Source organism: Pseudomonas sp. LBUM1641 (assembly GCF_059716235.1).
Map to the genome: position 1 here is coordinate 4,828,226 of NZ_CP166815.1, position 23,607 is coordinate 4,851,832.

General features: G+C 60.9%; 22 protein-coding genes. 13 read left to right on the plus strand and 9 right to left on the minus strand.

Translation table 11 applies throughout. The features are described from left to right. Positions 1 to 98: 98 nt before the first annotated feature. The 5 genes from ACA046_RS22190 to ercA all read right to left on the minus strand — a co-directional run bounded on the left by ACA046_RS22190 (position 99) and on the right by ercA (position 5,643). The gene (locus ACA046_RS22190) at positions 99 to 452 is read right to left on the minus strand and encodes an SPRY domain-containing protein (protein ID WP_459022464.1); all 354 of its coding nucleotides are present in this window, start codon (positions 450 to 452) and stop codon (positions 99 to 101) included. Between the two features lie 2 nt (positions 453 to 454). Continuing rightward, complete coding sequence (locus ACA046_RS22195) at positions 455 to 1,429, minus strand: hypothetical protein (RefSeq protein WP_459022466.1); 975 nt, start codon at positions 1,427 to 1,429, stop codon at positions 455 to 457. Between the two features lie 135 nt (positions 1,430 to 1,564). Beyond that, positions 1,565 to 3,043 (minus strand): DASS family sodium-coupled anion symporter, encoded by a 1,479-nt coding sequence (locus ACA046_RS22200; protein WP_167663072.1) that lies wholly within the window; start codon positions 3,041 to 3,043, stop codon positions 1,565 to 1,567. An 82-nt stretch (positions 3,044 to 3,125) separates the two neighbouring features. Further along, entirely contained in the window at positions 3,126 to 4,496 is a 1,371-nt protein-coding gene (locus ACA046_RS22205; protein ID WP_497674977.1) for an ATP-binding response regulator, read from the minus strand. Then, the gene (ercA, locus tag ACA046_RS22210) at positions 4,480 to 5,643 is read right to left on the minus strand and encodes an alcohol dehydrogenase-like regulatory protein ErcA (protein ID WP_318303714.1); all 1,164 of its coding nucleotides are present in this window, start codon (positions 5,641 to 5,643) and stop codon (positions 4,480 to 4,482) included. The genes ACA046_RS22205 and ercA overlap by 17 nt, the downstream gene beginning before the upstream one ends. Positions 5,644 to 5,880: 237 nt before the next feature. On the opposite strand from ercA, the gene ACA046_RS22215 reads away from it, so the two are divergent. Then, the gene (locus ACA046_RS22215; protein WP_497674978.1) at positions 5,881 to 6,546 is read left to right on the plus strand and encodes a response regulator; all 666 of its coding nucleotides are present in this window, start codon (positions 5,881 to 5,883) and stop codon (positions 6,544 to 6,546) included. 38 nt (positions 6,547 to 6,584) lie between these two features. On the opposite strand, the gene ACA046_RS22220 is transcribed toward ACA046_RS22215, so the two are convergent. Beyond that, positions 6,585 to 7,400 (minus strand): sulfite exporter TauE/SafE family protein, encoded by an 816-nt coding sequence (locus tag ACA046_RS22220; RefSeq protein ID WP_076014264.1) that lies wholly within the window; start codon positions 7,398 to 7,400, stop codon positions 6,585 to 6,587. Positions 7,401 to 7,409: 9 nt separating this feature from the next. Then, on the minus strand, positions 7,410 to 8,654 hold the full coding sequence (locus ACA046_RS22225; RefSeq protein ID WP_497674979.1) for an NAD(P)/FAD-dependent oxidoreductase: 1,245 nt from the start codon (positions 8,652 to 8,654) through the stop codon (positions 7,410 to 7,412). A 179-nt stretch (positions 8,655 to 8,833) separates the two neighbouring features. On the opposite strand from ACA046_RS22225, the gene ACA046_RS22230 reads away from it, so the two are divergent. Continuing rightward, the gene (locus ACA046_RS22230) at positions 8,834 to 9,697 is read left to right on the plus strand and encodes an MBL fold metallo-hydrolase (RefSeq protein WP_497674980.1); all 864 of its coding nucleotides are present in this window, start codon (positions 8,834 to 8,836) and stop codon (positions 9,695 to 9,697) included. 122 nt (positions 9,698 to 9,819) lie between these two features. Here the strand turns inward: ACA046_RS22230 and bkdR are convergent, their stop codons facing one another. Next, a complete protein-coding gene (gene bkdR, locus ACA046_RS22235; protein WP_003212855.1) occupies positions 9,820 to 10,305 on the minus strand; it encodes a Bkd operon transcriptional regulator BkdR in 486 nt (161 codons plus the stop codon). Between the two features lie 195 nt (positions 10,306 to 10,500). On the opposite strand from bkdR, the gene ACA046_RS22240 reads away from it, so the two are divergent. The 5 genes from ACA046_RS22240 (at position 10,501) to ACA046_RS22260 (ending at position 16,710) form a co-directional block, all read left to right on the plus strand. After that, positions 10,501 to 11,736, plus strand: coding sequence for a 3-methyl-2-oxobutanoate dehydrogenase (2-methylpropanoyl-transferring) subunit alpha (locus ACA046_RS22240; RefSeq protein WP_459022482.1), 1,236 nt, complete (start codon positions 10,501 to 10,503; stop codon positions 11,734 to 11,736). Between the two features lies 1 nt (position 11,737). After that, complete coding sequence (locus tag ACA046_RS22245) at positions 11,738 to 12,796, plus strand: alpha-ketoacid dehydrogenase subunit beta (RefSeq protein WP_003212859.1); 1,059 nt, start codon at positions 11,738 to 11,740, stop codon at positions 12,794 to 12,796. Continuing rightward, a complete protein-coding gene (locus ACA046_RS22250) occupies positions 12,797 to 14,080 on the plus strand; it encodes a dihydrolipoamide acetyltransferase family protein (RefSeq protein ID WP_497674981.1) in 1,284 nt (427 codons plus the stop codon). Between the two features lie 3 nt (positions 14,081 to 14,083). After that, positions 14,084 to 15,463 (plus strand): dihydrolipoyl dehydrogenase, encoded by a 1,380-nt coding sequence (lpdA, locus tag ACA046_RS22255; RefSeq protein ID WP_497674982.1) that lies wholly within the window; start codon positions 14,084 to 14,086, stop codon positions 15,461 to 15,463. 227 nt (positions 15,464 to 15,690) lie between these two features. Further along, entirely contained in the window at positions 15,691 to 16,710 is a 1,020-nt protein-coding gene (locus tag ACA046_RS22260) for a branched-chain amino acid aminotransferase (RefSeq protein WP_167663067.1), read from the plus strand. A 139-nt stretch (positions 16,711 to 16,849) separates the two neighbouring features. Here the strand turns inward: ACA046_RS22260 and ACA046_RS22265 are convergent, their stop codons facing one another. Next, entirely contained in the window at positions 16,850 to 17,746 is an 897-nt protein-coding gene (locus ACA046_RS22265; RefSeq protein ID WP_459022490.1) for a GNAT family acetyltransferase, read from the minus strand. Between the two features lie 285 nt (positions 17,747 to 18,031). On the opposite strand from ACA046_RS22265, the gene ctlX reads away from it, so the two are divergent. The 6 genes from ctlX (at position 18,032) to ACA046_RS22295 (ending at position 23,606) form a co-directional block, all read left to right on the plus strand. Further along, positions 18,032 to 18,958, plus strand: coding sequence for a citrulline utilization hydrolase CtlX (gene ctlX, locus ACA046_RS22270; RefSeq protein ID WP_497674983.1), 927 nt, complete (start codon positions 18,032 to 18,034; stop codon positions 18,956 to 18,958). 11 nt (positions 18,959 to 18,969) lie between these two features. Continuing rightward, the gene (gene ocd / locus ACA046_RS22275) at positions 18,970 to 20,016 is read left to right on the plus strand and encodes an ornithine cyclodeaminase (protein WP_076014273.1); all 1,047 of its coding nucleotides are present in this window, start codon (positions 18,970 to 18,972) and stop codon (positions 20,014 to 20,016) included. A 374-nt stretch (positions 20,017 to 20,390) separates the two neighbouring features. Further along, complete coding sequence (locus ACA046_RS22280) at positions 20,391 to 21,170, plus strand: ABC transporter substrate-binding protein (RefSeq protein ID WP_167663064.1); 780 nt, start codon at positions 20,391 to 20,393, stop codon at positions 21,168 to 21,170. Positions 21,171 to 21,345: 175 nt separating this feature from the next. Then, positions 21,346 to 22,047: an ABC transporter permease gene (locus tag ACA046_RS22285; RefSeq protein ID WP_076014275.1), complete on the plus strand. Its 702-nt coding sequence runs from the start codon at positions 21,346 to 21,348 to the stop codon at positions 22,045 to 22,047. Beyond that, the gene (locus ACA046_RS22290; RefSeq protein WP_167663063.1) at positions 22,044 to 22,757 is read left to right on the plus strand and encodes an ABC transporter permease; all 714 of its coding nucleotides are present in this window, start codon (positions 22,044 to 22,046) and stop codon (positions 22,755 to 22,757) included. The genes ACA046_RS22285 and ACA046_RS22290 overlap by 4 nt, the downstream gene beginning before the upstream one ends. 3 nt (positions 22,758 to 22,760) lie before the next feature. Further along, positions 22,761 to 23,606, plus strand: a complete 846-nt coding sequence (locus tag ACA046_RS22295; RefSeq protein ID WP_218585698.1) for an ABC transporter ATP-binding protein — start codon at positions 22,761 to 22,763, stop codon at positions 23,604 to 23,606. The last annotated feature ends 1 nt before the right edge of the window (position 23,607 follow it).

Genomic DNA, 23,607 nt, shown 5'->3' on the forward strand with positions numbered 1-23,607 from the left:
AAAACGCTTACTCAGGGACTAGTAAACCTGAGCAACGTTCATCTTGCCATGTCGGGATGTCAAAACGGCGCGGGATGATGCGCCGTTAGAACATAGGCCTAAGGTTTCAGGCAGTACCACAGGCCTGCGCACACGACCAATTGAAGCCCCAAATAACCTGGCCATGTGGCCCAGCGTTTGAGGTTACGCGGGATGGAGTTATATTCTTCCTCTGTTATTTCGCCGTTTCTTATGTATCTCCTCGGCATCGTCAACAGGTTTGAAATCAAGACCATCCGCATCATTTTGTCGTAGGGCATTTTTCCAGGCCAATAGCGCTTATTCTGCTGAACGGCTTCGTTTTTAATAAAGTAACGTTCCAACTCATCGAGCTTCATATAATTGGCATAAGTCATCAGGCTCGCGACGGCGACTGACTCAAGAACCAACGTGGAGGTAATAAGTTTATACATGGCTATATCCAAGGATCATCACCTACATACAGAGCCTCGCCCCACTCAGCACCATACCCGCCTAAGACAGTTCCGCCCGCGTATCCACCTGCGGCCCCACCAATCACCGAGCAAATGAGTTTTTCTTTCCCCTTTGTAGCAAAACCCAACACAACGTTGCAGGCGACACTCGCGGCACGTGCCCCGACCGCACCAAAAGACGCCGCTCCTGAGACGCCCCCAATCAACTTCCCGGCCTCAACAAACTGCGCCTTGCGACACTCATCCTCCCTTCCCGAAGCGCACGCCTCTTTCACCTGCAAACCCGCGGCACTCAAATCCAACATCAATCCGATATACGTTCCCTTGCGCAAATGCCGGGAGATAGCGGTAATCCGTTCGATGCGCTGCGCGTACCCCTTGATTTCCCTCTTGTGCAAAAAGCTCTTGGTGGATATGCCTAGAATCCGTCTCAACGAACCGTGACTGCGCAATCCCGTGCCAAACCTTGCCGCCCCGTGAAGTTGAACGTTAAGTTTTTTCAGCAGTACTTCACGCTGTTTGAAAAACTCCTCTCTATCCACGGTGCCCTGCTTCAAACGGCCATACGCCTGCTCGATTTCATCCAGGGTGCGCGTGACCTCATTCAAGTGCGTACTCCAGGTAGAGGTTGCGCTGCCAATTCCCAAGGAGCTGTAGCCCAGCACGCTCTGTAACAAATCATAGTCATTGACCACCGCCTCTCCCGCCTCGGGGTCGCGGTCCAGCACCCGACTGATGGCTTCGGCCTGGCTCATTAGCCAAGCCTCGTCGGCGGTGCTTTCATTGAGGGTGTTACCGGGCACAATAATCATATACCCCGGCCTCACAAACGGACCGGGCAGATGGACATTGAGGGCATCGAATTTGCTCTGCGCAATCGGCGAAGCGCCGTTTAGAACCCTTCGTTTCAAGCTGTCGTAGTCAATCAGCCGTTGGTTGATGTAAGCCGTCGCCATTCCCTGATTCCTGCTCCAAAAGAAGAGCTCGAAATATAAAATCGGGAGTGGCTTAACTTGCAGAAAATCAGACGGTAAAAATGGATTTTCAGAAAAGGGCTACAAGCGAGTTAATCAGCACCTACAGCAATCACTTCAAACCCACCCCAACCAACTCCAATACGTAGCAGCAAACACCAACATCAACCCATACCCCACCAGCGTCACCAAAATCCCAACCTTGGCAAACTGCCGAGCAGTAAACGTCCCGGTCCCCAAACACACCATGTTCTGCGGAGCATTGATGGGCAGGATAAACCCGTAGCTCATCACAAACCCCAGCAACATCGTCATCCCCAGCCGACTGAACTCCCCGGGCAACGTCTGCAACACCGCAATCAAAATCGGCAACAACGCCGAGGTCAACGCCGTGGCACTGGCAAACCCCAAATGAATCACAATCAAAAACGCCCCCAGAATCGCAAACACCCCCAACGGCCCCACCTGATCCAACCCGGTATGCGCGACCACCTGCGCCCCCAGCCACTGCCCCGCCTGGGTCGTCAGCAACGCCGTACCCAGGCTGATACCCACACCAAACACAATCACCGTGCCCCACGGAATCCGCGACTGCACATCTTTCCAGGTCATCACCCCAATCCCCGGCATCAGCAAAAACACCAACCCGGCGTAGGTCGTCGAAGTCGTATCAAAGCTGTGCAGTCGTCCCTCGGTCGCCCACGCCAGCAGCAGTAATACCGACACCGTCAGCAACCGCTTCTGCGGCCCCGTCATCGGCCCGATATCCACCAGCGATTGCGCCACCGCCTCCTTGCCCCCGGGAATACTGTCACTCTCCGGCGGCAGCAGCTTCAACACCAAAAACAACAACACCGCCGACATGATCACCGCCCACGGCGCCCCAGCGATCAACCAGTCGATCCACGACACTCGCTGCCCCAGCATCTTGTCCATAAAGCCAACCGTCAGCAGGTTCTGCGCTGCCGCCGTCTGAATCCCGACGTTCCAGATGCTCGTGCCCTGAGCCACGACGATCATGATCCCCGCTGCGATATTGGAGCGTTTGTCCACGCCAAACGCCGCAATCACCCCCATCATGATCGGCACCACACACGCACTGCGGGCCGTCGCGCTGGGCACCACCAGGCTGAGGAGGATGGTCACGGCAATTGCCCCGACGAGAATCCCCCGGGTGCTGGTACCCACGCGGGTCAAGGTGACCAACGCGATGCGCCGGTCCAGTCCGGTATGGGTCATGGCTGCCGCGATAAACAGTGCACCCGCCACCAACGCCAATGCCGGGTTGGAAAACCCCGTCAACGCCATGCTGATCGCCGGGCTGGAGCCGATCAGGTGCGTGGGGTCTTGCAGCGACGGCGCGGTGCCGAGCAAAAACGCCATCAACGACGTGATCATGATCGCGCTGGCCTCATAGGAGACCGCTTCGGTGATCCACACCACCACCGCAAACGCGAGGATCGCCAGCATCCGGTGCCCGGCTACCGGCAAATCGGCCGGCAGCGGCAACAGCAGCACGCCGACCATCACCAGTACGCCGGCCACCAGGCCCAGGGGCAACTTGAATGAAGCAGCAGTTGTTGCGGGGGCACTCATGGGGGTCTCCGTCGGCCTTTAAATCAGGCCCGCAGCATGAGGCAAAGCGTCACGCCCGGTGTTGACGGGTATCAAGAAGTGGCTAAGCCAATAACTGGGTCAACACCGCCCGCAACTTGCCGGGCTTGACCGGTTTGTTCAGCAATGGCACGTCAAGCCGCTGCAGTGCACGGCGGCATTGGTCGGTGCGGTCGGCGGTGATAATCACTGCCGGAATCCTGCGGCCAAAATGCTCGCGCAACTGGCGCACTACCTCACAGCCCACCACGCCATGGTCCAGGTGATAGTCCGCGAGAATCAGCTCCGGTGCCCTGCCCTGCAACGCAACCATTGCGCCGGCCTGATCGGTAGCAGTGACCACCTCGCAGCCCCACTGCCCAAGCAGCGCGCTCATGCTGTCGAGGATGCTGACTTCGTTATCCAGTACCAGCAGGCGGCGGCCCGGCAGCGGGTTGCCGGTGCTCGGTTGCGCGGCCACGACGCTGATGGGCAGCGGCATGTCCTCGCTGATGGGGACTTCGATGCTGAACATCGAACCGCGCCCCGGCCACGAACGCACCGCCACCGGATAACCGAGGACCTCGGCGATGCGCTCGACAATCGCCAACCCCAGTCCCACACCCTTGCGGTCGGCGGCGCGGCCCACGTCCAGTTGATTGAACTCCAGGAAGATGGAGTGCAGACGGTCCGCCGCAATTCCACGCCCGGTGTCCCACACCTCCAGGCGCAACCGCTCACCCCGGCGGCGGGCGCCCAGCAGGATGCAGCCCGCGCTCGTGTAGCGGCAGGCGTTGCTGAGGAAGTTGCGCAGGATCCGCGTCACCAGCCGCAGGTCGGTGTTGATTGCGTAACGGCCTGTATGCGCCCGCAGGTTCAGCCCGGACGCCGCGGCTACCGACTGGAACTCCGAGACCAGCGGTGCAAACAGTTCGTCGAGACGGTACAGGGCGATGTCCGGCTTGACCGCCGCTTGATCGAGTCGCGAAATATCCAGCAAGTCGGTGAGCAAATCCTCGGCGCCTTCCAAGGCCTGGTGGGTGCGCTCCACCAACACGTGTTCGACGCTGGGCAAGTTGCGCTCGCGCAGGGTGGAGATCAGCAAGCGCGCGGCGTTGAGGGGTTGCAGCAGGTCATGACTGGCGGCGGCAAGGTATTTGTCCTTGCTGCGGTTGGCGGCCTGTGCGGCATCCCGGGCATCGCGCAGGTCCTGCTCGATCTTCTCGCGCTGGGCGATTTGCTGTTGCAGGTTGCGGTTGGCTTCCAGCAACTCATCGGTACGCGCCGCGACCCGCTGTTCCAATTCATCGTTGAGGCGGATGTAGCGTTTGCGCTCGGCCTCCAGCTCATCGAGGCGCGCGGTCAGTTCGGGGTAATGGCTCTTGCGCGCCGACTGGTTGCCCAGCCCCAGCAGCCCCGCGAGTGCCCGTTGCTGATCGTCAGAGAGCTTCGCCATAGACGACCTCAACGTCACGCTGGCTGGATTCGCGCGGGTTGGTGAGGATGCACGGGTCGTGCATGGCGTGCTGCGACAGAAAGGGAATGTCCGCCACTCGAATCCCATGCAGGCCGAGGGTTTCATGGAAGCCGATCGCATGCTTCAAGGCGATCAAATGGTCCACCAGCCGCCCGCAGATCTGCCGGTGGTTGAGGCCCCGGCAATCAATGCCGAAGGTCTCGGCAATCACCTTGAAACGCTCCGGTGCCGCGCTGTAATTGAACGCCACCACATGTTCCACCAACACTGCGTTGCACAGGCCATGGGGCAGGTCGAGAAAGCCGCCAAGGCTGTGGGACATGGCATGCACCGCGCCGAGGATCGCATTGGAAAACGCCAGCCCGGCCTGCATGCTGCCCAGCATGATTTTCTCCCGCAGGGCGATGTCGCTGGGGTTGGCGATCATCTGTACCAGATTGCCATTGATCAGACGCATGGCTTCCAGCGCGTGGGGATCGGTCAGCGGGCCGTGGCCGGTGGACACGAAGGCCTCGATGGCATGCACCAGCGCATCGATGCCGGTACAGGCCGAGAGAAACGGGTCCATGCTCGCCGTGGTTTCCGGGTCGATCAGTGATACATCGGGCACCACCGCCTTGCTGACGATGGAGAACTTCATGCGCTCCTGCTGGTTGGAAATGATCACGAACTGCGAGACATCCGCCGAGGAGCCCGCGGTGGTCGGGATCAGGATCAGCGGCGGGCTCGGCACGCGGATGGTGTCGACGCCTTCGAATTCGAGGATGCTGCAGCCATGGGCGACCACGATGCCGATGGCCTTGCCGCAGTCCATCGGGCTGCCGCCGCCGACGGCGACGATCACGTCGCAATGGTTCTCACGGTAGACCTCGGCGCCGAGCATCACCTCTTCAACCCGGGGGTTTGGAGAAACGGCGGTGTACAGGCAGTAGTCGATGCCGATGGCTTGCAGGCTGGCCTCGACATCGGCCACCCAGCCGACAGCAACCACGCCGGGATCGCTCACCACCAGCACCTTGCGCGCGCCAAAGGTCTTGGCGTAGTTGCCTACGTTGTGCCGGCAGCCGGCGCCAAAGATGATTTCAGGGGAAACGAATTTACGCAGGAGACTCAGGTTCGGGCTCATTGGTAAGCCTGTTTTTATTATTCTGGAAGATGCACCCCACACTAACCCATCCGGCACTGAATGCAATCAGACCAATGGGTAGCGCTGAGACCGCGACGCACGGCACGATCTACTACTTTGGTACTGATTCCCCTCTCTATCGTCGCATTCCCAAGGCATCGAGACTGGCATGTAATGGGCGCATGCCCCTATGGATGGGACCTGCTTAAATAAGCAAAAATAATAAGGTGAACGGCCATGTACAAAATTCTGATTGCCGACGATCACCCACTGTTTCGCGAAGCGATCCACAACGTCATCAGCGACGGGTTCCCGGGCAGCGAAGTGATGGAAACCGGCGACCTGGACAGCGCCCTGGCCCTGAGCCAGGAGCACGATGACCTGGATCTGATCCTGCTGGACCTGAACATGCCCGGCATGCACGGCCTCAATGGCCTGATCAACCTGCGCAAAGAGTCGCCGACGATTCCGGTGGTGATCGTGTCTGCCGAGCAGGACAAGCAGGTCGTGCTGCAAGCCATCACCTATGGCGCGGTGGGGTTTATCACCAAGTCCTCGCCCAGGCTGCAGATGACCGAGGCGATCCAACAGATTCTCAACGGCAATGTGTATTTGCCGCCGGACATTATTCGCAGCCAGAAAATCGGCGGGCAACGGCGCATGAATGATTGCCTGGGGCTTGCGCCGGAATTGCTGCAGGCCCTGACCCGCAAGCAATTGCTGGTGCTGGAGCGGATGACCAAGGGCGACTCGAATAAGCAAATTGCCTATAGCCTGGAGATTGCCGAGACCACGGTGAAGGCCCATGTCTCGGCGATCCTGCGCAAGTTGAATGTGCACAATCGGGTGCAGGCGATTCTCAGTGCCGGGGACATCGACTTCGGCTCCTACCTGCGGCGCTGATACCGCAATACCCGTAGGAGCGAGATGTTGACCGCATTTCAAGGCACCTGAATGAGGGCCCGAAACAGCATGCCCGCCGCCACCAGCACACACAGGGTGGCAAAACCCACCTGCAAGGTGCGCGCCTTGATCACCGAGCACAGGCGCCGCCCCGCCAACATGCCGACAATGCTCGACCCGATAAACACCCAGCCCATCGGCTCGATCCTGACCCCGGCATGAAACGCACCGATCACGCCGATCAACGAGATCAGGCTGATCACCATCAGCGAGGTGGCAACGATGCCGCGCATCTGCACATCGGTCAGTTGCTTGAACGCCGGCACGATCAGAAAGCCACCGCCCACACCGAGCAAGCCCGAGACCGCACCGGTCACCGCGCCGAGGGCCGCCAGGGTGGCGGTGCATTTGGCGGTCCAGGAAAAGCGTCCGGTCTGTTGATCGAGCATGCAATTCTTCTGGCCCCAGGATGCGGTGCCGTGGTCGCTCGGCCCGGCTTCAAGCTTCTCGCGTTGCAGCATGCGCCAGGCCACCAGCACCATCAGCGCGCTGAACAGGCCCATCAGGACCTTCTCCGGCATCTGATGGGCGAAGAACACCCCAAGCGGCGAAAACAGCGCGCCGAGCAGCGCAATCAGCAGCGCCGCGCGGTAACGCACCAGGCCATGGCGCAAGCCATCGATAGCCCCCACGGCGGCGGCGGCACCCACCGCGAACAACGACACGGGCGCGGCCTGGGTCATGGTCAAACCCAGCCCCAACACCAGCGCCGGGACGCCAAGGATGCCGCCTCCGGCACCGGTCAAGCCCATGACCAACCCCATCAACACGCCAAAAAAACTTGCCAGCAGCATAGGGTTGCCTCAATCCACCTTGGCCAGACGGGTCAACCACTCGCGGCCCTTGAGCATGCCGTTCCAGTAGAACCACGGCAGGAAACTCGCCTTGAGGAACCATGCCGAACGCCGTGCCACGGTCGGGTCGAGGGGAAAGGTCGGCAGCAGCTTGCCGCCGTAGCCGAACTCGGCCAGTACCACCTTGCCCTTCTCCACCGTCAGCGGGCAGGAACCGTAGCCGTCGTACTTGAGCGGCATCGGTGCCTGTTTGCGCAGGGCCAGCAGGTTTTCCGCCACCACCACGATTTGCTTGCGCACCGCCGCGGCGGTCTTGGCATTGGTGGTGGAGCACACATCGCCCAGGCCGAAGATATGCGGGTAGCGCAGGTGTTGCAGGCTCTGGGGGTTCACTTCGCACCAGCCGGCGGCATCGGCCAGGGGGCTGTGGCGGATAAAGTCCGGCGAGACCTGTGGCGGGACGACATGCAGCAGGTCGAAGGTTTTCTCTTCGACGCGCATATTGCCTTCGGCGTCCTTGATCTCGAACCAGGCCTTGCGCGCCGGGCCGTCGACCTTGACCAGGTTGGAGTTGAACGCCAGTTGCGCCGAGTACTTTTCAACGTACTTCATCAGCGGCGGCACGAAGGTCGGTACACCAAACAAGGCAGCGCCGGCCAGGTTGAATTCGACCTTGATGTTTTTCAGGTCACCCTGCCTGAGCCAGTGATCGCACGACAGGTACATGGCTTTTTGCGGGGCGCCGGCGCATTTGATCGGCATGGCCGGCTGGGTGAACAGCGCCGTGCCATGCTTGAGTTGCTGCACCAGTTGCCAGGTGTAGGCGGCGTGTTCGTAGCTGTAGTTGGACGTTACGCCATGCTGGCCAAGGGTCTCTGGCAAGCCTTCGATTTTTTCCCAGGCCAGGCGCAGGCCCGGGCAGACAATCAGGTTTTTCCAGCTGACGCGCTGTTCGCTGTCGAGCACCAGGGTTTGCTCGTCGGGCAGTAATTCGCTGACCGCCGCCTGGATCCAGGTGACGCCGTTGGGCAACACGTCGGCCATGGGGCGCACGGTCTTGGTAACGTCATAGGCGCCGCCGCCCACCAAGGTCCAGGCCGGTTGGTAGTAGTGGTGGTCGCTGGGTTCGATCAGGATGATGTTCAGGTGCGGGTCGCGCTTGAGCAGGCTGGCCAGCAGGCCGATGCCCGCCGAGCCGCCACCGATGACAACGATATCGCCACTGATGGTAGGTCCCCAGTGTTGGTCGTTCATGGTCTATGGCCTTTTTTAGTTAATGCACGCAAGGGTCGTTGCCGTATGGCATCACGCCCTAGCTGTTTGCCACCACGATGCCATCCTTTGCCTCGGGTCCTTTAATTCACTTAAGCTCACAAGGTTATGTGGAAACCTAACTGAATGTAAGTCGCCATTAGCTATCTGGGAAACCCGTCATGTCAGCGTTGATTCAATCCTTTCTGGACGAGGCGTCGTCGACCTACACCTACGTCGTCTATGAAACGGACGGTGGCCAATGCGCCATCGTTGATTCGGTGCTCAACTACGACCCGGCCTCCGGACGCACCGGTACCGGCCAGGCGGACAAGGTGATCACGTTTGTGCGCGAGCATGGCTTGCAGGTGCAGTGGTTGCTGGAAACCCATGCCCACGCGGATCACTTGTCGGCGGCGCCGTATCTGCGTCGGCAGCTGGGGGGCAAGATCGCGATCGGGGAGCCCATCAGCAAGGTGCAGGGGGTGTTCAAGAACCTGTTCAACCTGGAACCGGAGTTTCGGGTAGATGGGTCGCAGTTCGACCATCTGTTTGCGCCGGATGAGGTTTTTTATATCGGTAATCTGAAGGCCCAGGCGCTGCATGTGCCGGGGCATACGCCGGCGGACATGGCTTATCTGATTGATGACCAGTTGATTCTGGTGGGTGACACGCTGTTCATGCCGGATGTGGGGACGGCGCGCTGCGATTTCCCTGGCGGGGATGCGCGTCAGTTGTATGCGTCGATGCGCAAGTTGTTGGCTTTTCCGCCGCAGACCCGCCTGTATGTTTGCCATGACTACCCGCCTGACGGGCGCGCCGCCAAGTGCCTGACCACGGTGGCTGAGCAGCGGGCGGGGAATATTCATGTGCATGATGGGGTGGATGAGGCGGCGTTTGTCGAGATGCGCACCACTCGGGATGCCGGGTTGGGCATGCCTACATTGTTGTTGCCGGCGATTCAGGTGAATGTGCGGGCCGGGGTGATGCCGCCGGCGGAAGGAAATGGGGTGGTGTATCTGAAGATTCCGCTCAACCAACTGTGAAATGCATTACAAAATGTGGGAGCGGGCTTGCTCGCGAATGCGGAGTGTCAGTCACCGAAGATATAGACTGATACACCGCATTCGCGAGCAAGCCCGCTCCCACATTTGTTTTGTGTCGTTCATTAACCGAGGTTGATGCCATTGGCCGGCAATGGCAGCGCGGTTTTGTAGCGCACTTGCTTGAGAGCAAAGCTGGAGCGGATGTTGGCGACACCGGGGACTTTGGTCAAAAAGTCCATCATGAAGCGCTCCAGAGACTGGATGGTGGGCACCAGCACCCGAATCAAATAGTCGGGATCGCCGGCCATCAGGTAGCACTCCATCACTTCGGGACGATCCGAAATCGCCCCTTCAAACTGCTGCAACGCCAGTTCGTTCTGTTTTTCCAGGCTGACGTGGATGAACACATTGACGTGCAGCCCCAGCAGGTCGGCGTCCAGCAGTGTCACCTGGTCGCGAATCAGCCCCAGTTCTTCCATCGCCTTGACCCGGTTGAAACACGGCGTGGGCGACAGGTTGACCGAGCGGGCCAGGTCGGCGTTGGTGATGCGGGCGTTCTCCTGAAGGGCGTTCAGAATGCCAATATCGATACGGTCCAGTTTGCGCATGAGACAAAACCACCTGTTTATTATGTTTATGCAGTTTTTTTATCCCCAAATGATCTCCAACGCAATGAAACAGAGATAAATATTCTCCTGCCCCGAGCCTATGATTGTTGTAGGACAAGATTTCTTCTACCCGAAGACGGACTGTCAGCTACCGCGCCCACTACAAGAAATTCACAAGATAGAGCGTAGAAAGCCATGACTCAGCAGTATGAACCACTGCGCCTTCACGTCCCCGAACCCTCGGGCCGCCCAGGCTGCAAGACCGACTTTACCTACCTGCGCCTGACTGACGCAGGCACGGTGCGCAAACCCCCAATTGACGTAGAACCCGCCGACACCGCCGACCTGGCCAAAGGCCTGATTCGCGTGCTCGACGATCAGGGCCAGGCCCTCGGCCCGTGGGCTGAAGGCGTGCCGGCCGAGATTCTGCGCAAGGGCATGCGCGCCATGCTCAAGACGCGGATCTTCGACAACCGCATGGTGGTCGCCCAGCGTCAGAAAAAGATGTCGTTCTACATGCAAAGCCTTGGCGAAGAAGCCATCGGCAGCGCCCAGGCCCTGGCCTTGAACATCGACGACATGTGCTTCCCCACCTACCGCCAGCAAAGCATCCTGATGGCCCGCGAAGTGCCGCTGGTAGACCTGATCTGCCAACTGCTGTCCAACGAGCGCGACCCGCTCAAGGGCCGCCAGTTGCCGATCATGTACTCGGTAAAAGACTTCGGCTTCTTCACGATTTCCGGCAACCTCGCCACCCAATTCGTACAGGGTGTGGGCTGGGGCATGGCCTCGGCGATCAAGGGCGATACCAAGATTGCCTCGGCCTGGATCGGCGACGGCGCCACCGCTGAATCCGACTTCCACACCGCACTCACCTTCGCCCACGTCTACCGGGCGCCGGTCATCCTTAACGTAGTGAATAACCAGTGGGCGATCTCCACCTTCCAGGCCATCGCCGGCGGTGAAGCCACGACCTTTGCCGGACGCGGCGTAGGTTGCGGCATCGCCTCCCTGCGGGTGGACGGCAATGACTTTGTCGCGGTGTACGCCGCCTCCGCCTGGGCCGCCGAACGCGCCCGTCGCAACCTGGGGCCAACCCTGATCGAGTGGGTGACCTATCGCGCCGGCCCGCACTCCACTTCAGACGATCCTTCCAAATACCGTCCCGCCGACGACTGGAGCCACTTCCCGCTGGGCGACCCGATTGCCCGCCTCAAGCAGCACCTGATCCGCATCAACCAGTGGTCCGAAGAGGAACACGCGGCGGTCAGTGCCGAACTTGAAGCCGAAGTCATCAAGGCCCAGAAAGAAGCCGAACAGTACGGCACCCTGGCCGGTGGCCAGATTCCAAGCGCCGCGACCATGTTCGAAGACGTCTATAAAGAGATGCCGGAGCACTTGAAGCGCCAGCGTCAAGAGTTGGGGATCTGACATGAACGATCACAACAACAATATCGAGCTGGAAACCGCCATGACCACCACGACCATGACCATGATCCAGGCGTTGCGCTCGGCCATGGATGTGATGCTTGAGCGCGACGACAATGTGGTGGTGTTCGGCCAGGACGTCGGTTACTTCGGCGGCGTGTTCCGTTGCACCGAAGGCTTGCAGAACAAGTACGGCACCTCGCGGGTGTTTGACGCGCCGATCTCCGAAAGCGGGATCGTCGGCGTGGCGGTCGGCATGGGCGCCTATGGTTTGCGGCCGGTGGCCGAGATTCAGTTCGCCGACTACGTGTACCCCGCCACCGACCAGATCATTTCCGAAGCGGCCCGCCTGCGTTATCGCTCGGCCGGCCAGTTTACCGCGCCCCTGACCATGCGCATGCCGTGCGGCGGCGGCATCTACGGCGGCCAGACCCACAGCCAGAGTATTGAAGCGGTGTTCACCCAGGTCTGCGGCCTGCGCACGGTGATGCCATCCAACCCGTACGACGCCAAGGGCTTGCTGATCGCCTCCATCGAAAACGATGACCCGGTGATCTTCCTCGAGCCCAAACGCCTGTATAACGGCCCGTTCGACGGCCACCACGACCGCCCGGTAACCCCGTGGTCGAAGCATCCGCAAGCGCAAGTACCGGACGGTTACTACACCGTGCCGCTGGACGTGGCCGCCATCGCCCGCCCGGGCAAGGACGTGACCATCCTCACCTACGGCACCACGGTGTATGTGTCGCAAGTCGCCGCTGAAGAAACCGGCATTGATGCCGAAGTCATCGACCTGCGCAGCCTGTGGCCGCTGGACCTGGAAACCATCGTCAATTCCGTGAAGAAAACCCGACGCTGCGTGATCGTTCACGAAGCCACCCGTACCTGCGGGTTCGGCGCCGAGTTGGTGGCGCTGGTGCAGGAGCATTGCTTCCACTACCTGGAAGCGCCAATCGAGCGCGTCACCGGTTGGGACACCCCCTACCCGCACGCGCAAGAGTGGGCGTATTTCCCTGGCCCGACCCGAGTGGGCGCGGCTTTGCATCGGGTTATGGAGGTCTGAATGGGCACGCACGTTATCAAGATGCCGGACATTGGCGAAGGCATCGCAGAAGTTGAATTGTCGGTATGGCACGTGAAGGTCGGTGACCTGGTGGTAGAAGACCAGGTGCTGGCGGATGTGATGACCGACAAGGCCATGGTGGACATTCCGTCGCCGGTGCACGGCAAGGTGATTTCCCTCGGCGGCGAGCCGGGCGAAGTCATGGCAGTGGGCAGTATTTTGATCAGTATCGAAGTGGAAGGCGCAGGCAATACCAGGGAGTCGGCGTTGTCGGCGGTGGTTGAAGAGGTCGCGCCTGCACCTGCTCCTGCACCGAAAGTCGAAGCCAAGGCCGCGCCTGTGGTTGAACCCAAACTGGCAGCCAAACCTGCGGTGGCGGCTGCGCAAGCGCCCGTGGCCCGCGAGGCTGATGACCGCCCGCTGGCCTCCCCGGCCGTGCGCAAACATGCGCTGGATGCTGGCATCCAGCTACGACTGGTCCAGGGCTCCGGCCCGGCCGGCCGGATTCTGCATGAAGATTTGGACGCTTACTTGCTCCAGGGTCCGGCGCAAAATGCCAATGCCTCCAACCCTTACGCCGAACGCAACGACGAGCAGCAAATCCCGGTGATTGGCATGCGCCGCAAGATCGCCCAGCGCATGCAGGACGCCACCCAGCGTGCCGCGCATTTCAGCTACGTGGAAGAGATCGACGTCACGGCCCTCGACGAGTTGCGCGTGCACCTCAACGAGAAACACGGCGCCACCCGCGGCAAGCTGACCCTGCTGCCGTTCCTGGTGCGGGCCATGGTCGTCGCACTGCGCGACTACCCGCAAATCAACGCGCGTTACGACGACGAAGCCCAGGTCATCACCCGCCTCGGCGCGGTGCATGTGGGCGTCGCCACCCAGAGCGATGTCGGCCTGATGGTGCCGGTGGTGCGTCACGCCGAAGCCCGCAACCTGTGGGGCACGGCGGAAGAAATCAATCGTCTGGCGAATGCTGCGCGCAATGGCAAGGCCAGTCGCGATGAGCTGTCGGGTTCGAGCATTACCCTGACCAGCCTGGGTGCATTGGGCGGGATCGTCAGCACACCAGTGCTGAACCTGCCGGAAGTGGCCATCGTCGGGGTCAACCGCATTGTCGAGCGGCCGATGGTGATCAAGGGCCAGATCGTAATCCGCAAGATGATGAACCTCTCCAGCTCCTTCGATCACCGGGTGGTCGATGGCATGGACGCGGCGCAATTCATCCAGGCCATTCGTGGCCTGCTCGAACAACCCGCCAGCCTGTTCCTGGAGTAACCCATGTCTCAAACATTGCACACCACGCTGCTGATTATCGGCGGCGGGCCTGGCGGTTACGTCGCAGCGATTCGCGCCGGCCAACTGGGCATCCCCACCATTCTGGTGGAAGGCCAATCGTTGGGCGGCACCTGCCTGAACATCGGCTGCATTCCGTCGAAGGCGCTGATCCATGTCGCCGAACAGTTCCAGCAAACCGTGCACCACAGCCAGGGTTCGCCGCTGGGCATCGAAGTCGATGTGCCGACCCTGGACATCGGCAAAAGCGTGGAATGGAAAGACGGCATCGTTGACCGCCTGACCACTGGCGTTGCCGCGCTGCTGAAGAAACACAAGGTCCAGGTCATTCAGGGCTGGGCCAAAGTCGTGGACGGCAAGACCGTCGATGTCGGCGACCAGCGCATTCAGTGTGAACACCTGCTGCTGGCCACCGGCTCGAAAAGTGTCAACCTGCCGATGCTGCCGATTGGCGGGCCGATCATCTCCTCCACCGAGGCCCTGGCGCCGAAACGCATCCCTAAACGCTTGATCGTGGTGGGCGGTGGTTACATCGGCCTGGAGCTGGGGATTGCCTATCGCAAGCTCGGCGCCGCCGTCAGCGTGGTTGAGGCTCAGGACCGGATCCTGCCGGCCTACGACGCCGAACTGACCCAGCCGGTGGCCGAATCCCTCAAGCAGTTGGGGGTGAAGGTGTTCCTGAAACACAGCGTCACCGGTTTTGAAAACAACACCCTGCAAGTGCGTGATCCCAACGGCGAGACGCTGTCGCTGGAAACCGACCAGGTGCTGGTTGCCGTTGGTCGCAAACCCAACACCCAGGGCTGGAACCTCGAAGCCTTGAACCTGGACATGAACGGCTCGGCGATCAAGATCGACAGCCGCTGCCAGACCAGCATGCGCAACGTGTGGGCCATCGGCGACCTCAGCGGTGAGCCGATGCTCGCCCACCGCGCCATGGCCCAGGGCGAAATGGTTGCCGAACTGATCAGCGGTAAATCCCGCGAATTCAACCCGGCTGCGATCCCGGCGGTGTGCTTCACCGACCCGGAACTGGTGGTAGTCGGCAAGACCCCGGACGAGGCCAAGGCCGCAGGGCTGGACTGCACCGTGTCGAGCTTCCCGTTCGCCGCCAATGGCCGGGCGATGACCCTCGAGTCGAAAACCGGCTTCGTGCGGGTAGTGGCGCGCCGCGACAATCACCTGATCGTCGGCTGGCAGGCGGTAGGCGTAGGTGTCTCGGAATTGTCCACCGCCTTCGGCCTGAGCCTGGAAATGGGATCACGCCTGGAAGACGTGGCGGGCACCATCCACGCCCACCCAACCCTCGGCGAAGCGGTACAGGAAGCAGCGCTGCGGGCCCTGGGGCAGGCATTGCATATGTAATCGGCGATCACACCCAACTCCCAACTGTAGGAGCGAGCTTGCTCGCGAAAAACCCGAGAACACCGCTGGGCATCAGGTTTCCAGCGTCATCGTTCACGACCTTCGCGAGCAAGCTCGCTCCTACAGGGGGTGCGAACGCACCGGGGAATGAAGTATTGTTGCGCCCATCCAGAAATAAACCATAAGCCTGCCTTCGACCAGGCGGTTGACAAAAGATAGAGGGTGTCATGGGTAACGAAAGCATCAATTGGGACAAGCTGGGTTTTGACTACATCAAGACCGACAAGCGTTTCCTCCAGACCTGGAAGGACGGCGCCTGGCAAGAAGGCACCCTGACCGACGACAACGTGCTGCACATCAGCGAGGGCTCCACCGCCCTGCACTACGGCCAGCAATGCTTTGAAGGCCTCAAGGCCTACCGCTGCAAGGACGGTTCGATCAACCTGTTCCGTCCGGACCAGAACGCCGCGCGCATGCAGCGCAGCTGTGGTCGCCTGCTGATGCCACAAGTGCCGACCGACGCCTTTATCGAAGCCTGCAAGGAAGTGGTCCGCGCCAACGAGCGGTTCATCCCGCCCTACGGCACCGGCGGCGCGCTGTACCTGCGCCCGTTCGTGATCGGCACCGGTGACAACATCGGCGTGCGCACCGCACCAGAGTTCATCTTCTCGATCTTCTGCATCCCGGTGGGCGCCTACTTCAAGGGCGGCCTGACCCCGCACAACTTCCTGATCTCCGGTTACGACCGTGCCGCACCGAACGGCACCGGCGCGGCCAAGGTCGGTGGCAACTACGCCGCCAGCCTGATGCCTGGTTCCCTGGCGAAAAAAGCCAACTTCGCCGACTGCATCTACCTCGACCCGGCCACCCACTCGAAAATCGAAGAAGTCGGCTCGGCCAACTTCTTCGGGATCACCCACGACAACAAGTTCGTCACCCCGAAGTCGCCGTCGGTGTTGCCAGGCATCACCCGCCTGTCGCTGATCGAGCTGGCCAAATCCCGCCTGGGCCTGGAAGTGGTTGAAGGCGACGTGCTGATCGACAAGCTGTCGGACTTCAAGGAAGCCGGCGCCTGCGGCACCGCAGCCGTGATCACCCCGATCGGCGGCATCGAGTACAAAGACCAGCTGCACGTGTTCTACAGCGAAAAGGAAGTCGGCCCGGTCACCCAGAAGCTCTACAAAGAGCTGACTGGCGTACAGTCCGGCGACGTAGAAGCGCCTGAGGGCTGGATCGTCAAGGTCTAAGCAACACTGCAAAACCAAAATGTGGGAGCGGGCTTGCTCGCGAAAGCGGAGTGTCAGTCGACAGATTTATTGACTGACACTCCGCATTCGCGAGCAAGCCCGCTCCCACATTTGATTTCAGTGTTTGGAAAACCGAAGTTCAGGCTTTATCCGTCGGGATGTTTTCCAGGATCTTCTTGCCCATGCTGATCCGCGGCTCGGCGCCATAACCCAACGCCTCATAAAACCCCATCACCGCATCATTGCCGCTGGTGATCTGCAGGTTGATCTTCATGCAGCCCAACGCAGTCAACGCCTGTTCCGCATGCCGCACCAGCGAAGCGCCCAGGCCCTGGCGACGATAATCGTGATGCACCGCCACCGAATACAGCCAGCCACGATGCCCGTCGTAGCCGGCGAGAATGGTGCCGATCACCGCTTTCTTGTCAGTGGCCACAAAGAACAACCCATCGTTGACCGCCAGCTTCTTGTCGATCGCCAAGCCCGGCAGGTTGTGCGCCGCGTCATAACCAAACGCCGCCTGCCACAGCGCTACCACCTGCGCCCGATGCGGCCGGTCGCGATAGGCGCCAATGGGATGGCGCGATGACAGCGACTTCTCCATCACCAGCGTGCGTTCATTACCATGGTAAACATCGCGCACCGTATGAAACCCCAGCTTGGTATAAAACGGCTCGGCCGTCAGCGAAGACGGCACATTCAGCGTCGTCACCCCGGCCTCCCGGGCCCGCAACTCGATTTCAATCATCAGCAAACGCCCGATGCCCTGCCCTTGCAGCGCCGGATTGACGAACACCGAGCGCACCACGTTGGCATCGAGGGCGGCAGTGGCAACGATCACGTCGTCCTGAATGGCTACCAACACTGTTCGACGCGCGAGCAATGCCACGACAGCCTCGGGAGTAAAGTTGCTCGCCACCCGCGCAATCACATCAGCCGGATAATCCCGGGCATTGCTGTCATGCAGAGCCGCCAGAATGACCTGGCTGATGCCCTCGGCATCGGTGGGTTGGGCGAGACGAACTTCAGTGGGCATGGTTTCTCCATCAGACAAAAACACCTCAGGCAACACAATACCAATGTGGGAGCGGGCTTGCTCGCGAAGGCGGTGTATCAGCCACCGAATTTATTAACTGACCCACCGCTTTCGCGAGCAAGCCCGGTCCCACATTTCGATCTCCACTCACCTCCACAGCCGATTCGGCTGCCCCACCCCACTTTTCAGCTTTCCCGGCTGAGCCACCCCCTCACTTCAGCCGGGATTCTTCCTTCACACCGCACAAAATAGCTTCACTGCCCAACCCCATGGACCCGTGCACCCATGCAAACCACCAACACCGTCCTGATGATCCGCCCGGCGCACTTCGCCTTTAACCCGGACACCGCGATCAACAACCGCTTCCAGCGCGCGCCCCTCGACCCATTGGCTGCACAGCAGAAAGCGCTGGAAGAGTTCGACGGCTACGTCGACACCCTGCGCCACCACGGCGTGGAAGTGCTGGTGGTACAAGACACCCCCGCTCCCCACACCCCGGATTCGATCTTCCCCAACAACTGGTGGAGCAGCCACGCCGACGGCAGCCTGGTGCTGTACCCGATGGAAGGCCAGAACCGACGACTGGAGCGCGACAAAGGCGTGCTGCAAGTACTGGAACAACGCTTCGCAATCAAAAACACCATCGACTTCAGCCACCTTGAACAACAGAACATGTTCCTGGAAGGCACCGGCAGCATGGTCCTCGACCGCCAGCACCGCATCAGCTACGCCTGCCATTCCGGGCGTACCCATCACGACGCCCTGCGCCAGTTCGCCGAACGCCTCGACTACCAACTCTGCGTATTCCACGCCGTCGACCGCCACCACGCGCCGATCTACCACAGCAACGTGATGATGAGCGTCGGCCGCGACCTTTCAGTGGTGTGCCTGCAAGCCCTGCCCGACGACCGCGAGCGCCAGGCCCTGGAACGCTCCCTGCGCGACACCGGCAAAGACATCGTCGCCCTGGACTTCGACCAACTGGAAGCCTTCGCCGGCAACATGCTGGAAGTCCATGACCGCAACGGCCAGCCGCTGCTGGTGATGTCGGCCAGCGCCTGGGGCTCGCTCAAGCCGGCCCAGCGCCAGCATGTGGAACGCCACACCCGGCCGGTGGTGGTGAACATCGACAACATCGAACGCATCGGCGGCGGCAGTGCCCGCTGCATGTTGGCGGAAGTGCATCTGCCAACCCGTCCCTCATTTCAATAAGGAGTCTTCCCATGACCCGCTATATCGACGTCAACGACTTGAGCTACCTGGTTTCGCAAAAAGGCCTGCAAACCTGCATCACCGAGATGGCCGAGTACATCCGCGCCGACTACCTGCGCTGGCAGGACTTTGAAAAATGCGCGCGCCTGGCCAACCACTCGCCCGAGGGCGTGATCGAGCTGATGCCGGTGTCCGACGCCTCGCTGTACGCCTTCAAATACGTCAATGGCCACCCGAAAAACACCCAGAGCGGCATGCTCACCGTCATGGCCTTCGGCGCCCTCGGCGATGTGGACACCGGCAAACCGGTACTGCTGGCGGAAATGACCCTGACCACCGCGATCCGCACCGCCGCCACTTCGGCCCTGGTAGCGCGTTACCTGGCCCGGGACAACAGCCGCAGCATGGCGTTGATCGGCAATGGCTCCCAGAGCGAGTTCCAGGCCCTGGCCTTCCACGCGATGTTGGGCATCACTGAAATCCGCCTGTTCGACATCGATGCCAAGGCCACCGCCAAACTGGCCGCCAACCTGAAAGCCTTCCCGGCGATCAAAGTGATCCTGGCAGGCAGCGTGGCCGAAGCCGTGAAAGGTGCCGACATCGTCACCACCGTCACGGCCGACAAGGCCTACGCCACCATCCTCACGGACGAGATGATCGAGCCGGGCATGCACCTTAATGCCGTCGGCGGCGACTGCCCGGGCAAGACCGAGCTGGACCGACGAATCGTCGAACGTGCCCGCGTGATCGTCGAGTACGAACCCCAAAGCCGCATCGAAGGCGAAATCCAGCACATGCCGGAAGATTCGCCGGTCACCGAGCTGTGGCAAGTGATCAACGGCCAGGCCCCGGGCCGTGAAAATGCGCGCCAGGTCACCCTGTTCGACTCGGTGGGTTTTGCCATCGAAGACTACTCCGCCCTGCGTTACGTGCTGGACGTGGCCAAGGCGCTGGACGTGGGCAGCGAACTGGAACTGGTACCGGACCTGGCCGACCCCAAGGACCTGTTTGCCCGCCTGGCACAAGCACCGGCCGCACAGCAGAAAAAGCGCGCCTGAGACCGCTCTGGCCTGCTGCTTTGCGTGAGCGGCAGGCCGGAAAAACCCAACCGACAAGCCGATTTAGCGGGTGCGACAGCCGTTTCCGCTGTAGCTCGCGTTTTAACAGCACATTCCGCGCGCCGCGGCAGGGGTAAACGACACAAAAAACGCACCATCTTGAAGCATTCTCTCTGACAACAAACAGCCGAATGTGGCGAGGCAGCCCAATGTGGCGAGGGAGCTTGCTCCCGCTGGAGTGCGTAGCGCTCCCAGGATTTTGAGGCCGCTACGCAACCCAGCGGGATCAACCTCCCTCACCACAAAAAGCCTCTTCACCTTAGCGTTCAGTTTTCTACTGCCCTGACATCAATTACAAAATATAGGGAATACACATGACTCCGCTCCGATCACTTTTCGCTGCGCTGCTCCTGCCATTGGCCGCCACTGCTGCCCAGGCTCAGGAATGGAAAGAAATCCGCTTTGGGGTCTTCCCCGAATACCCACCGTTTGAATCAGTCGCCGCCGACGGCAGCCTGCAAGGTTTCGACATCGACCTGGGCAACGCCATCTGCGCCAAGCTTGAAGTCAAATGCGTGTGGGTCCACAACGAATTCGACGGCATGATCCCGGCCCTGCGCGCACGCAAGTTCGACGCCATCATGTCCTCCATGGCCGTCACCCCCGCCCGCCAGAAAGTCATCGACTTCAGCGACCGCCTATTCCTCAGCCCGACCTCGGTGATCACCCGCAAAAGCGCCGACTTCGGCGACACCCCCGAATCCCTGAAAGGCAAACAGGTCGGCGTGCTGCAAGGCTCGCTGCAAGAAGCCTACGCCCGTGCACACCTGGCCAAGCTGGGCGCGCAGATCAAGGCTTACCAGTCCCAGGAGCAGAATTACGCCGACCTGCAAAACGGTCGTCTGGACGCCACCCTGACCGACAAGCTCGAAGCCCAGCTCAACTTCCTGTCCAAGCCTGAAGGCGCCGACTTCAAGACCGGCCCGGCCTTCAAGGACCCGACCCTGCCGCTCGACATCGCCATGGGCCTGCGCAAGAACGACAAGGAGTTGGTGGAGCTGATCAACAAGGGCATCGCCGCCGTCCAGGCCGATGGCACCTACACACAGATCCAGAAGAAATACTTCGGCGATCAGGATATCTACAACGAGTAAAAACAACGTTCCCTCCGTAGCAGCTGTCGAGCCCCAGCGAGGCTGCGTCGGCCACGCCGCAGTTCTCGAGCCAGACTGGGCACCCAGGCGCGGCTGACGCAGCCTCGCTGGGGCTCGACAGCTGCTACCGGGGGGCCGTGATGCGTTGTTTCACCCCACAGAGATCTCCCCCTCCATGAATGAATTCCTCAACTTGCAAGGCTTCGGCCCGTTGCTGGCTCAGGGTGCCTGGATGACGGTCAAGCTGGCGTTCCTGGCGCTGCTGCTGAGCCTGTCCCTGGGACTGATCGCCGCCGCTGCCAAGCTCTCCAGCGTCAAGCTGCTGCGGGTTCCGGCCACGCTCTACACCACGCTGATTCGCAGCGTGCCGGACCTGGTGCTGATCCTGCTGATTTTCTACAGCCTGCAACTGTGGCTCAACGACCTGAGTGAAATGCTCGGCTGGGCTTACTTCGAAATCGACCCTTTCACCGCCGGTGTCATCACCCTCGGGTTTATCTATGGTGCGTATTTCACCGAGAACTTTCGCGGGGCGATTCTCAGCGTACCCGCCGGCCAACTCGAAGCCGCCACCGCCTACGGCCTGAGCCGCTGGCAGCGCTTTCGCCTGGTGCTGTTCCCGCAACTGATGCGCTTTGCCCTGCCGGGCCTGGGCAATAACTGGCTGGTGCTGCTCAAGTCCACGGCGCTGGTGTCGATCATCGGCCTCTCGGACCTGGTCAAGGCCGCGCAAAACGCCGGCAAGACCACCAATGACCCGCTGTATTTCCTGATCCTCGCGGGCCTGGTGTACCTGGTGATTACCACCCTCTCCAACCGCATCTTCAAACGCCTGGAACGGCGCTACAACGTGGGTATCAAGGGGATGGCGCGATGATCGAACTGATCCAGCAATACGGCCTGGCCTACCTGTTCACCGACGGCAACGGCTTTTCCGGGGTGGCCATGACCCTGTGGCTGTTCATTATCTCGGTGGTGCTGGGCTTCTTCCTGTCGATCCCGCTGGCGATCGCCCGGGTCTCGGAGCACTTCTGGGTTCGCTGGCCGGTGGAGGTCTACACCTACCTGTTTCGCGGCACGCCGCTGTATATCCAGTTGCTGATTTGCTACACCGGCCTCTATGGCCTGGACGTGGTACAGGACAACGCCCTGCTCAACCAGTTTTTCCGCAATGCGCTGAACTGCACGCTGCTGGCGTTTGTGCTGAACACCTGCGCCTACACCGTGGAAATCTTTGCCGGGGCGATTCGCAACATTCCCCACGGCGAGATTGAAGCTGCCAAGGCCTACGGCCTGCACGGCTGGCGCCTGAACCTGTTTGTGGTGGTGCCCGCCGCACTGCGCCGTGCACTGCCGGCCTACAGCAACGAAATGATCCTGATGCTGCACGCGACCTCCCTGGCGTTTACCGCCACCATCGCCGACATCCTCAAGGTGGCCCGCGATGCCAACGCCGAGACGTTCCTGACGTTCCAGGCCTTCGGCATCGCGGCCCTGCTGTACATGCTGCTGTCCTTTGCACTGGTGGGCCTGTTTCGACTGGCCGAACGTCGCTGGATGCGTTTTCTTGTTCCTACCCGAGGCTAACCCATGAATCAGTCCGCGCAGGCCCTGGCCACTTATCCCACCGATGTACGCCCCGCTACCCAACCGGTGGCCGTGGCAGAAAACGCCAACGTCAAACTCCAGGTCGAAGGCCTGCACAAACGCTATGGCGAACATGAGGTGCTCAAGGGCGTCTCGCTGAACGCACGCAACGGCGACGTGATCAGCCTGATCGGCGCCAGCGGCTCAGGCAAAAGCACGATGCTGCGCTGCATCAACTTCCTCGAGCAGCCGGACGCCGGGGTCATCACCCTCGACGGCATCAGCATCGAAATGCAGCCAGGCCGCGCCGGCACCCGCGCGCCGCACCAGGCGCAATTGCAGAACCTGCGCACCCGCCTGGCCATGGTGTTCCAGCACTTCAACCTGTGGAGCCACATGACCGTGCTGGAAAACATCACCATGGCCCCGCGCCGGGTGCTCGGCGTAAGCGCCGCCGAGGCGGAAAAACGCGCCCGACTGTACCTCGACAAGGTCGGCCTGCCGGGCCGGGTGGCGGATCAATATCCCGCATTCCTGTCCGGTGGCCAGCAGCAGCGCGTGGCCATCGCCCGGGCCCTGGCGATGGAACCGGAGATTATTCTGTTCGACGAACCCACCTCGGCCCTCGACCCTGAACTTGTAGGAGAAGTCCTTAAAGTCATACAGACGTTAGCGGAGGAAGGTCGTACCATGCTCATGGTCACCCACGAAATGGGCTTTGCCCGCCAGGTGTCCAGCCAAGTGCTGTTCCTGCACCAGGGCCGCGTCGAGGAGCAAGGCGGAGCCGAAATCCTCGACCAGCCGAACAGCGAACGCTTGCAGCAATTTCTTTCCAACCGATTGAAGTGAA

What these genes read in the sequence shown, in the direction of transcription:
- ACA046_RS22190 (WP_459022464.1), bottom strand. Translation starts at nt 452, where the DNA reads ATGTATAAACTTATTACCTCCACGTTGGTTCTTGAGTCAGTCGCCGTC.
- ACA046_RS22195 (WP_459022466.1), bottom strand. Translation starts at nt 1,429, where the DNA reads ATGGCGACGGCTTACATCAACCAACGGCTGATTGACTACGACAGCTTG.
- ACA046_RS22200 (WP_167663072.1), bottom strand. Translation starts at nt 3,043, where the DNA reads ATGAGTGCCCCCGCAACAACTGCTGCTTCATTCAAGTTGCCCCTGGGC.
- ACA046_RS22205 (WP_497674977.1), bottom strand. Translation starts at nt 4,496, where the DNA reads ATGGCGAAGCTCTCTGACGATCAGCAACGGGCACTCGCGGGGCTGCTG.
- ercA (WP_318303714.1), bottom strand. Translation starts at nt 5,643, where the DNA reads ATGAGCCCGAACCTGAGTCTCCTGCGTAAATTCGTTTCCCCTGAAATC.
- ACA046_RS22215 (WP_497674978.1), top strand. Translation starts at nt 5,881, where the DNA reads ATGTACAAAATTCTGATTGCCGACGATCACCCACTGTTTCGCGAAGCG.
- ACA046_RS22220 (WP_076014264.1), bottom strand. Translation starts at nt 7,400, where the DNA reads ATGCTGCTGGCAAGTTTTTTTGGCGTGTTGATGGGGTTGGTCATGGGC.
- ACA046_RS22225 (WP_497674979.1), bottom strand. Translation starts at nt 8,654, where the DNA reads ATGAACGACCAACACTGGGGACCTACCATCAGTGGCGATATCGTTGTC.
- ACA046_RS22230 (WP_497674980.1), top strand. Translation starts at nt 8,834, where the DNA reads ATGTCAGCGTTGATTCAATCCTTTCTGGACGAGGCGTCGTCGACCTAC.
- bkdR (WP_003212855.1), bottom strand. Translation starts at nt 10,305, where the DNA reads ATGCGCAAACTGGACCGTATCGATATTGGCATTCTGAACGCCCTTCAG.
- ACA046_RS22240 (WP_459022482.1), top strand. Translation starts at nt 10,501, where the DNA reads ATGACTCAGCAGTATGAACCACTGCGCCTTCACGTCCCCGAACCCTCG.
- ACA046_RS22245 (WP_003212859.1), top strand. Translation starts at nt 11,738, where the DNA reads ATGAACGATCACAACAACAATATCGAGCTGGAAACCGCCATGACCACC.
- ACA046_RS22250 (WP_497674981.1), top strand. Translation starts at nt 12,797, where the DNA reads ATGGGCACGCACGTTATCAAGATGCCGGACATTGGCGAAGGCATCGCA.
- lpdA (WP_497674982.1), top strand. Translation starts at nt 14,084, where the DNA reads ATGTCTCAAACATTGCACACCACGCTGCTGATTATCGGCGGCGGGCCT.
- ACA046_RS22260 (WP_167663067.1), top strand. Translation starts at nt 15,691, where the DNA reads ATGGGTAACGAAAGCATCAATTGGGACAAGCTGGGTTTTGACTACATC.
- ACA046_RS22265 (WP_459022490.1), bottom strand. Translation starts at nt 17,746, where the DNA reads ATGCCCACTGAAGTTCGTCTCGCCCAACCCACCGATGCCGAGGGCATC.
- ctlX (WP_497674983.1), top strand. Translation starts at nt 18,032, where the DNA reads ATGCAAACCACCAACACCGTCCTGATGATCCGCCCGGCGCACTTCGCC.
- ocd (WP_076014273.1), top strand. Translation starts at nt 18,970, where the DNA reads ATGACCCGCTATATCGACGTCAACGACTTGAGCTACCTGGTTTCGCAA.
- ACA046_RS22280 (WP_167663064.1), top strand. Translation starts at nt 20,391, where the DNA reads ATGACTCCGCTCCGATCACTTTTCGCTGCGCTGCTCCTGCCATTGGCC.
- ACA046_RS22285 (WP_076014275.1), top strand. Translation starts at nt 21,346, where the DNA reads ATGAATGAATTCCTCAACTTGCAAGGCTTCGGCCCGTTGCTGGCTCAG.
- ACA046_RS22290 (WP_167663063.1), top strand. Translation starts at nt 22,044, where the DNA reads ATGATCGAACTGATCCAGCAATACGGCCTGGCCTACCTGTTCACCGAC.
- ACA046_RS22295 (WP_218585698.1), top strand. Translation starts at nt 22,761, where the DNA reads ATGAATCAGTCCGCGCAGGCCCTGGCCACTTATCCCACCGATGTACGC.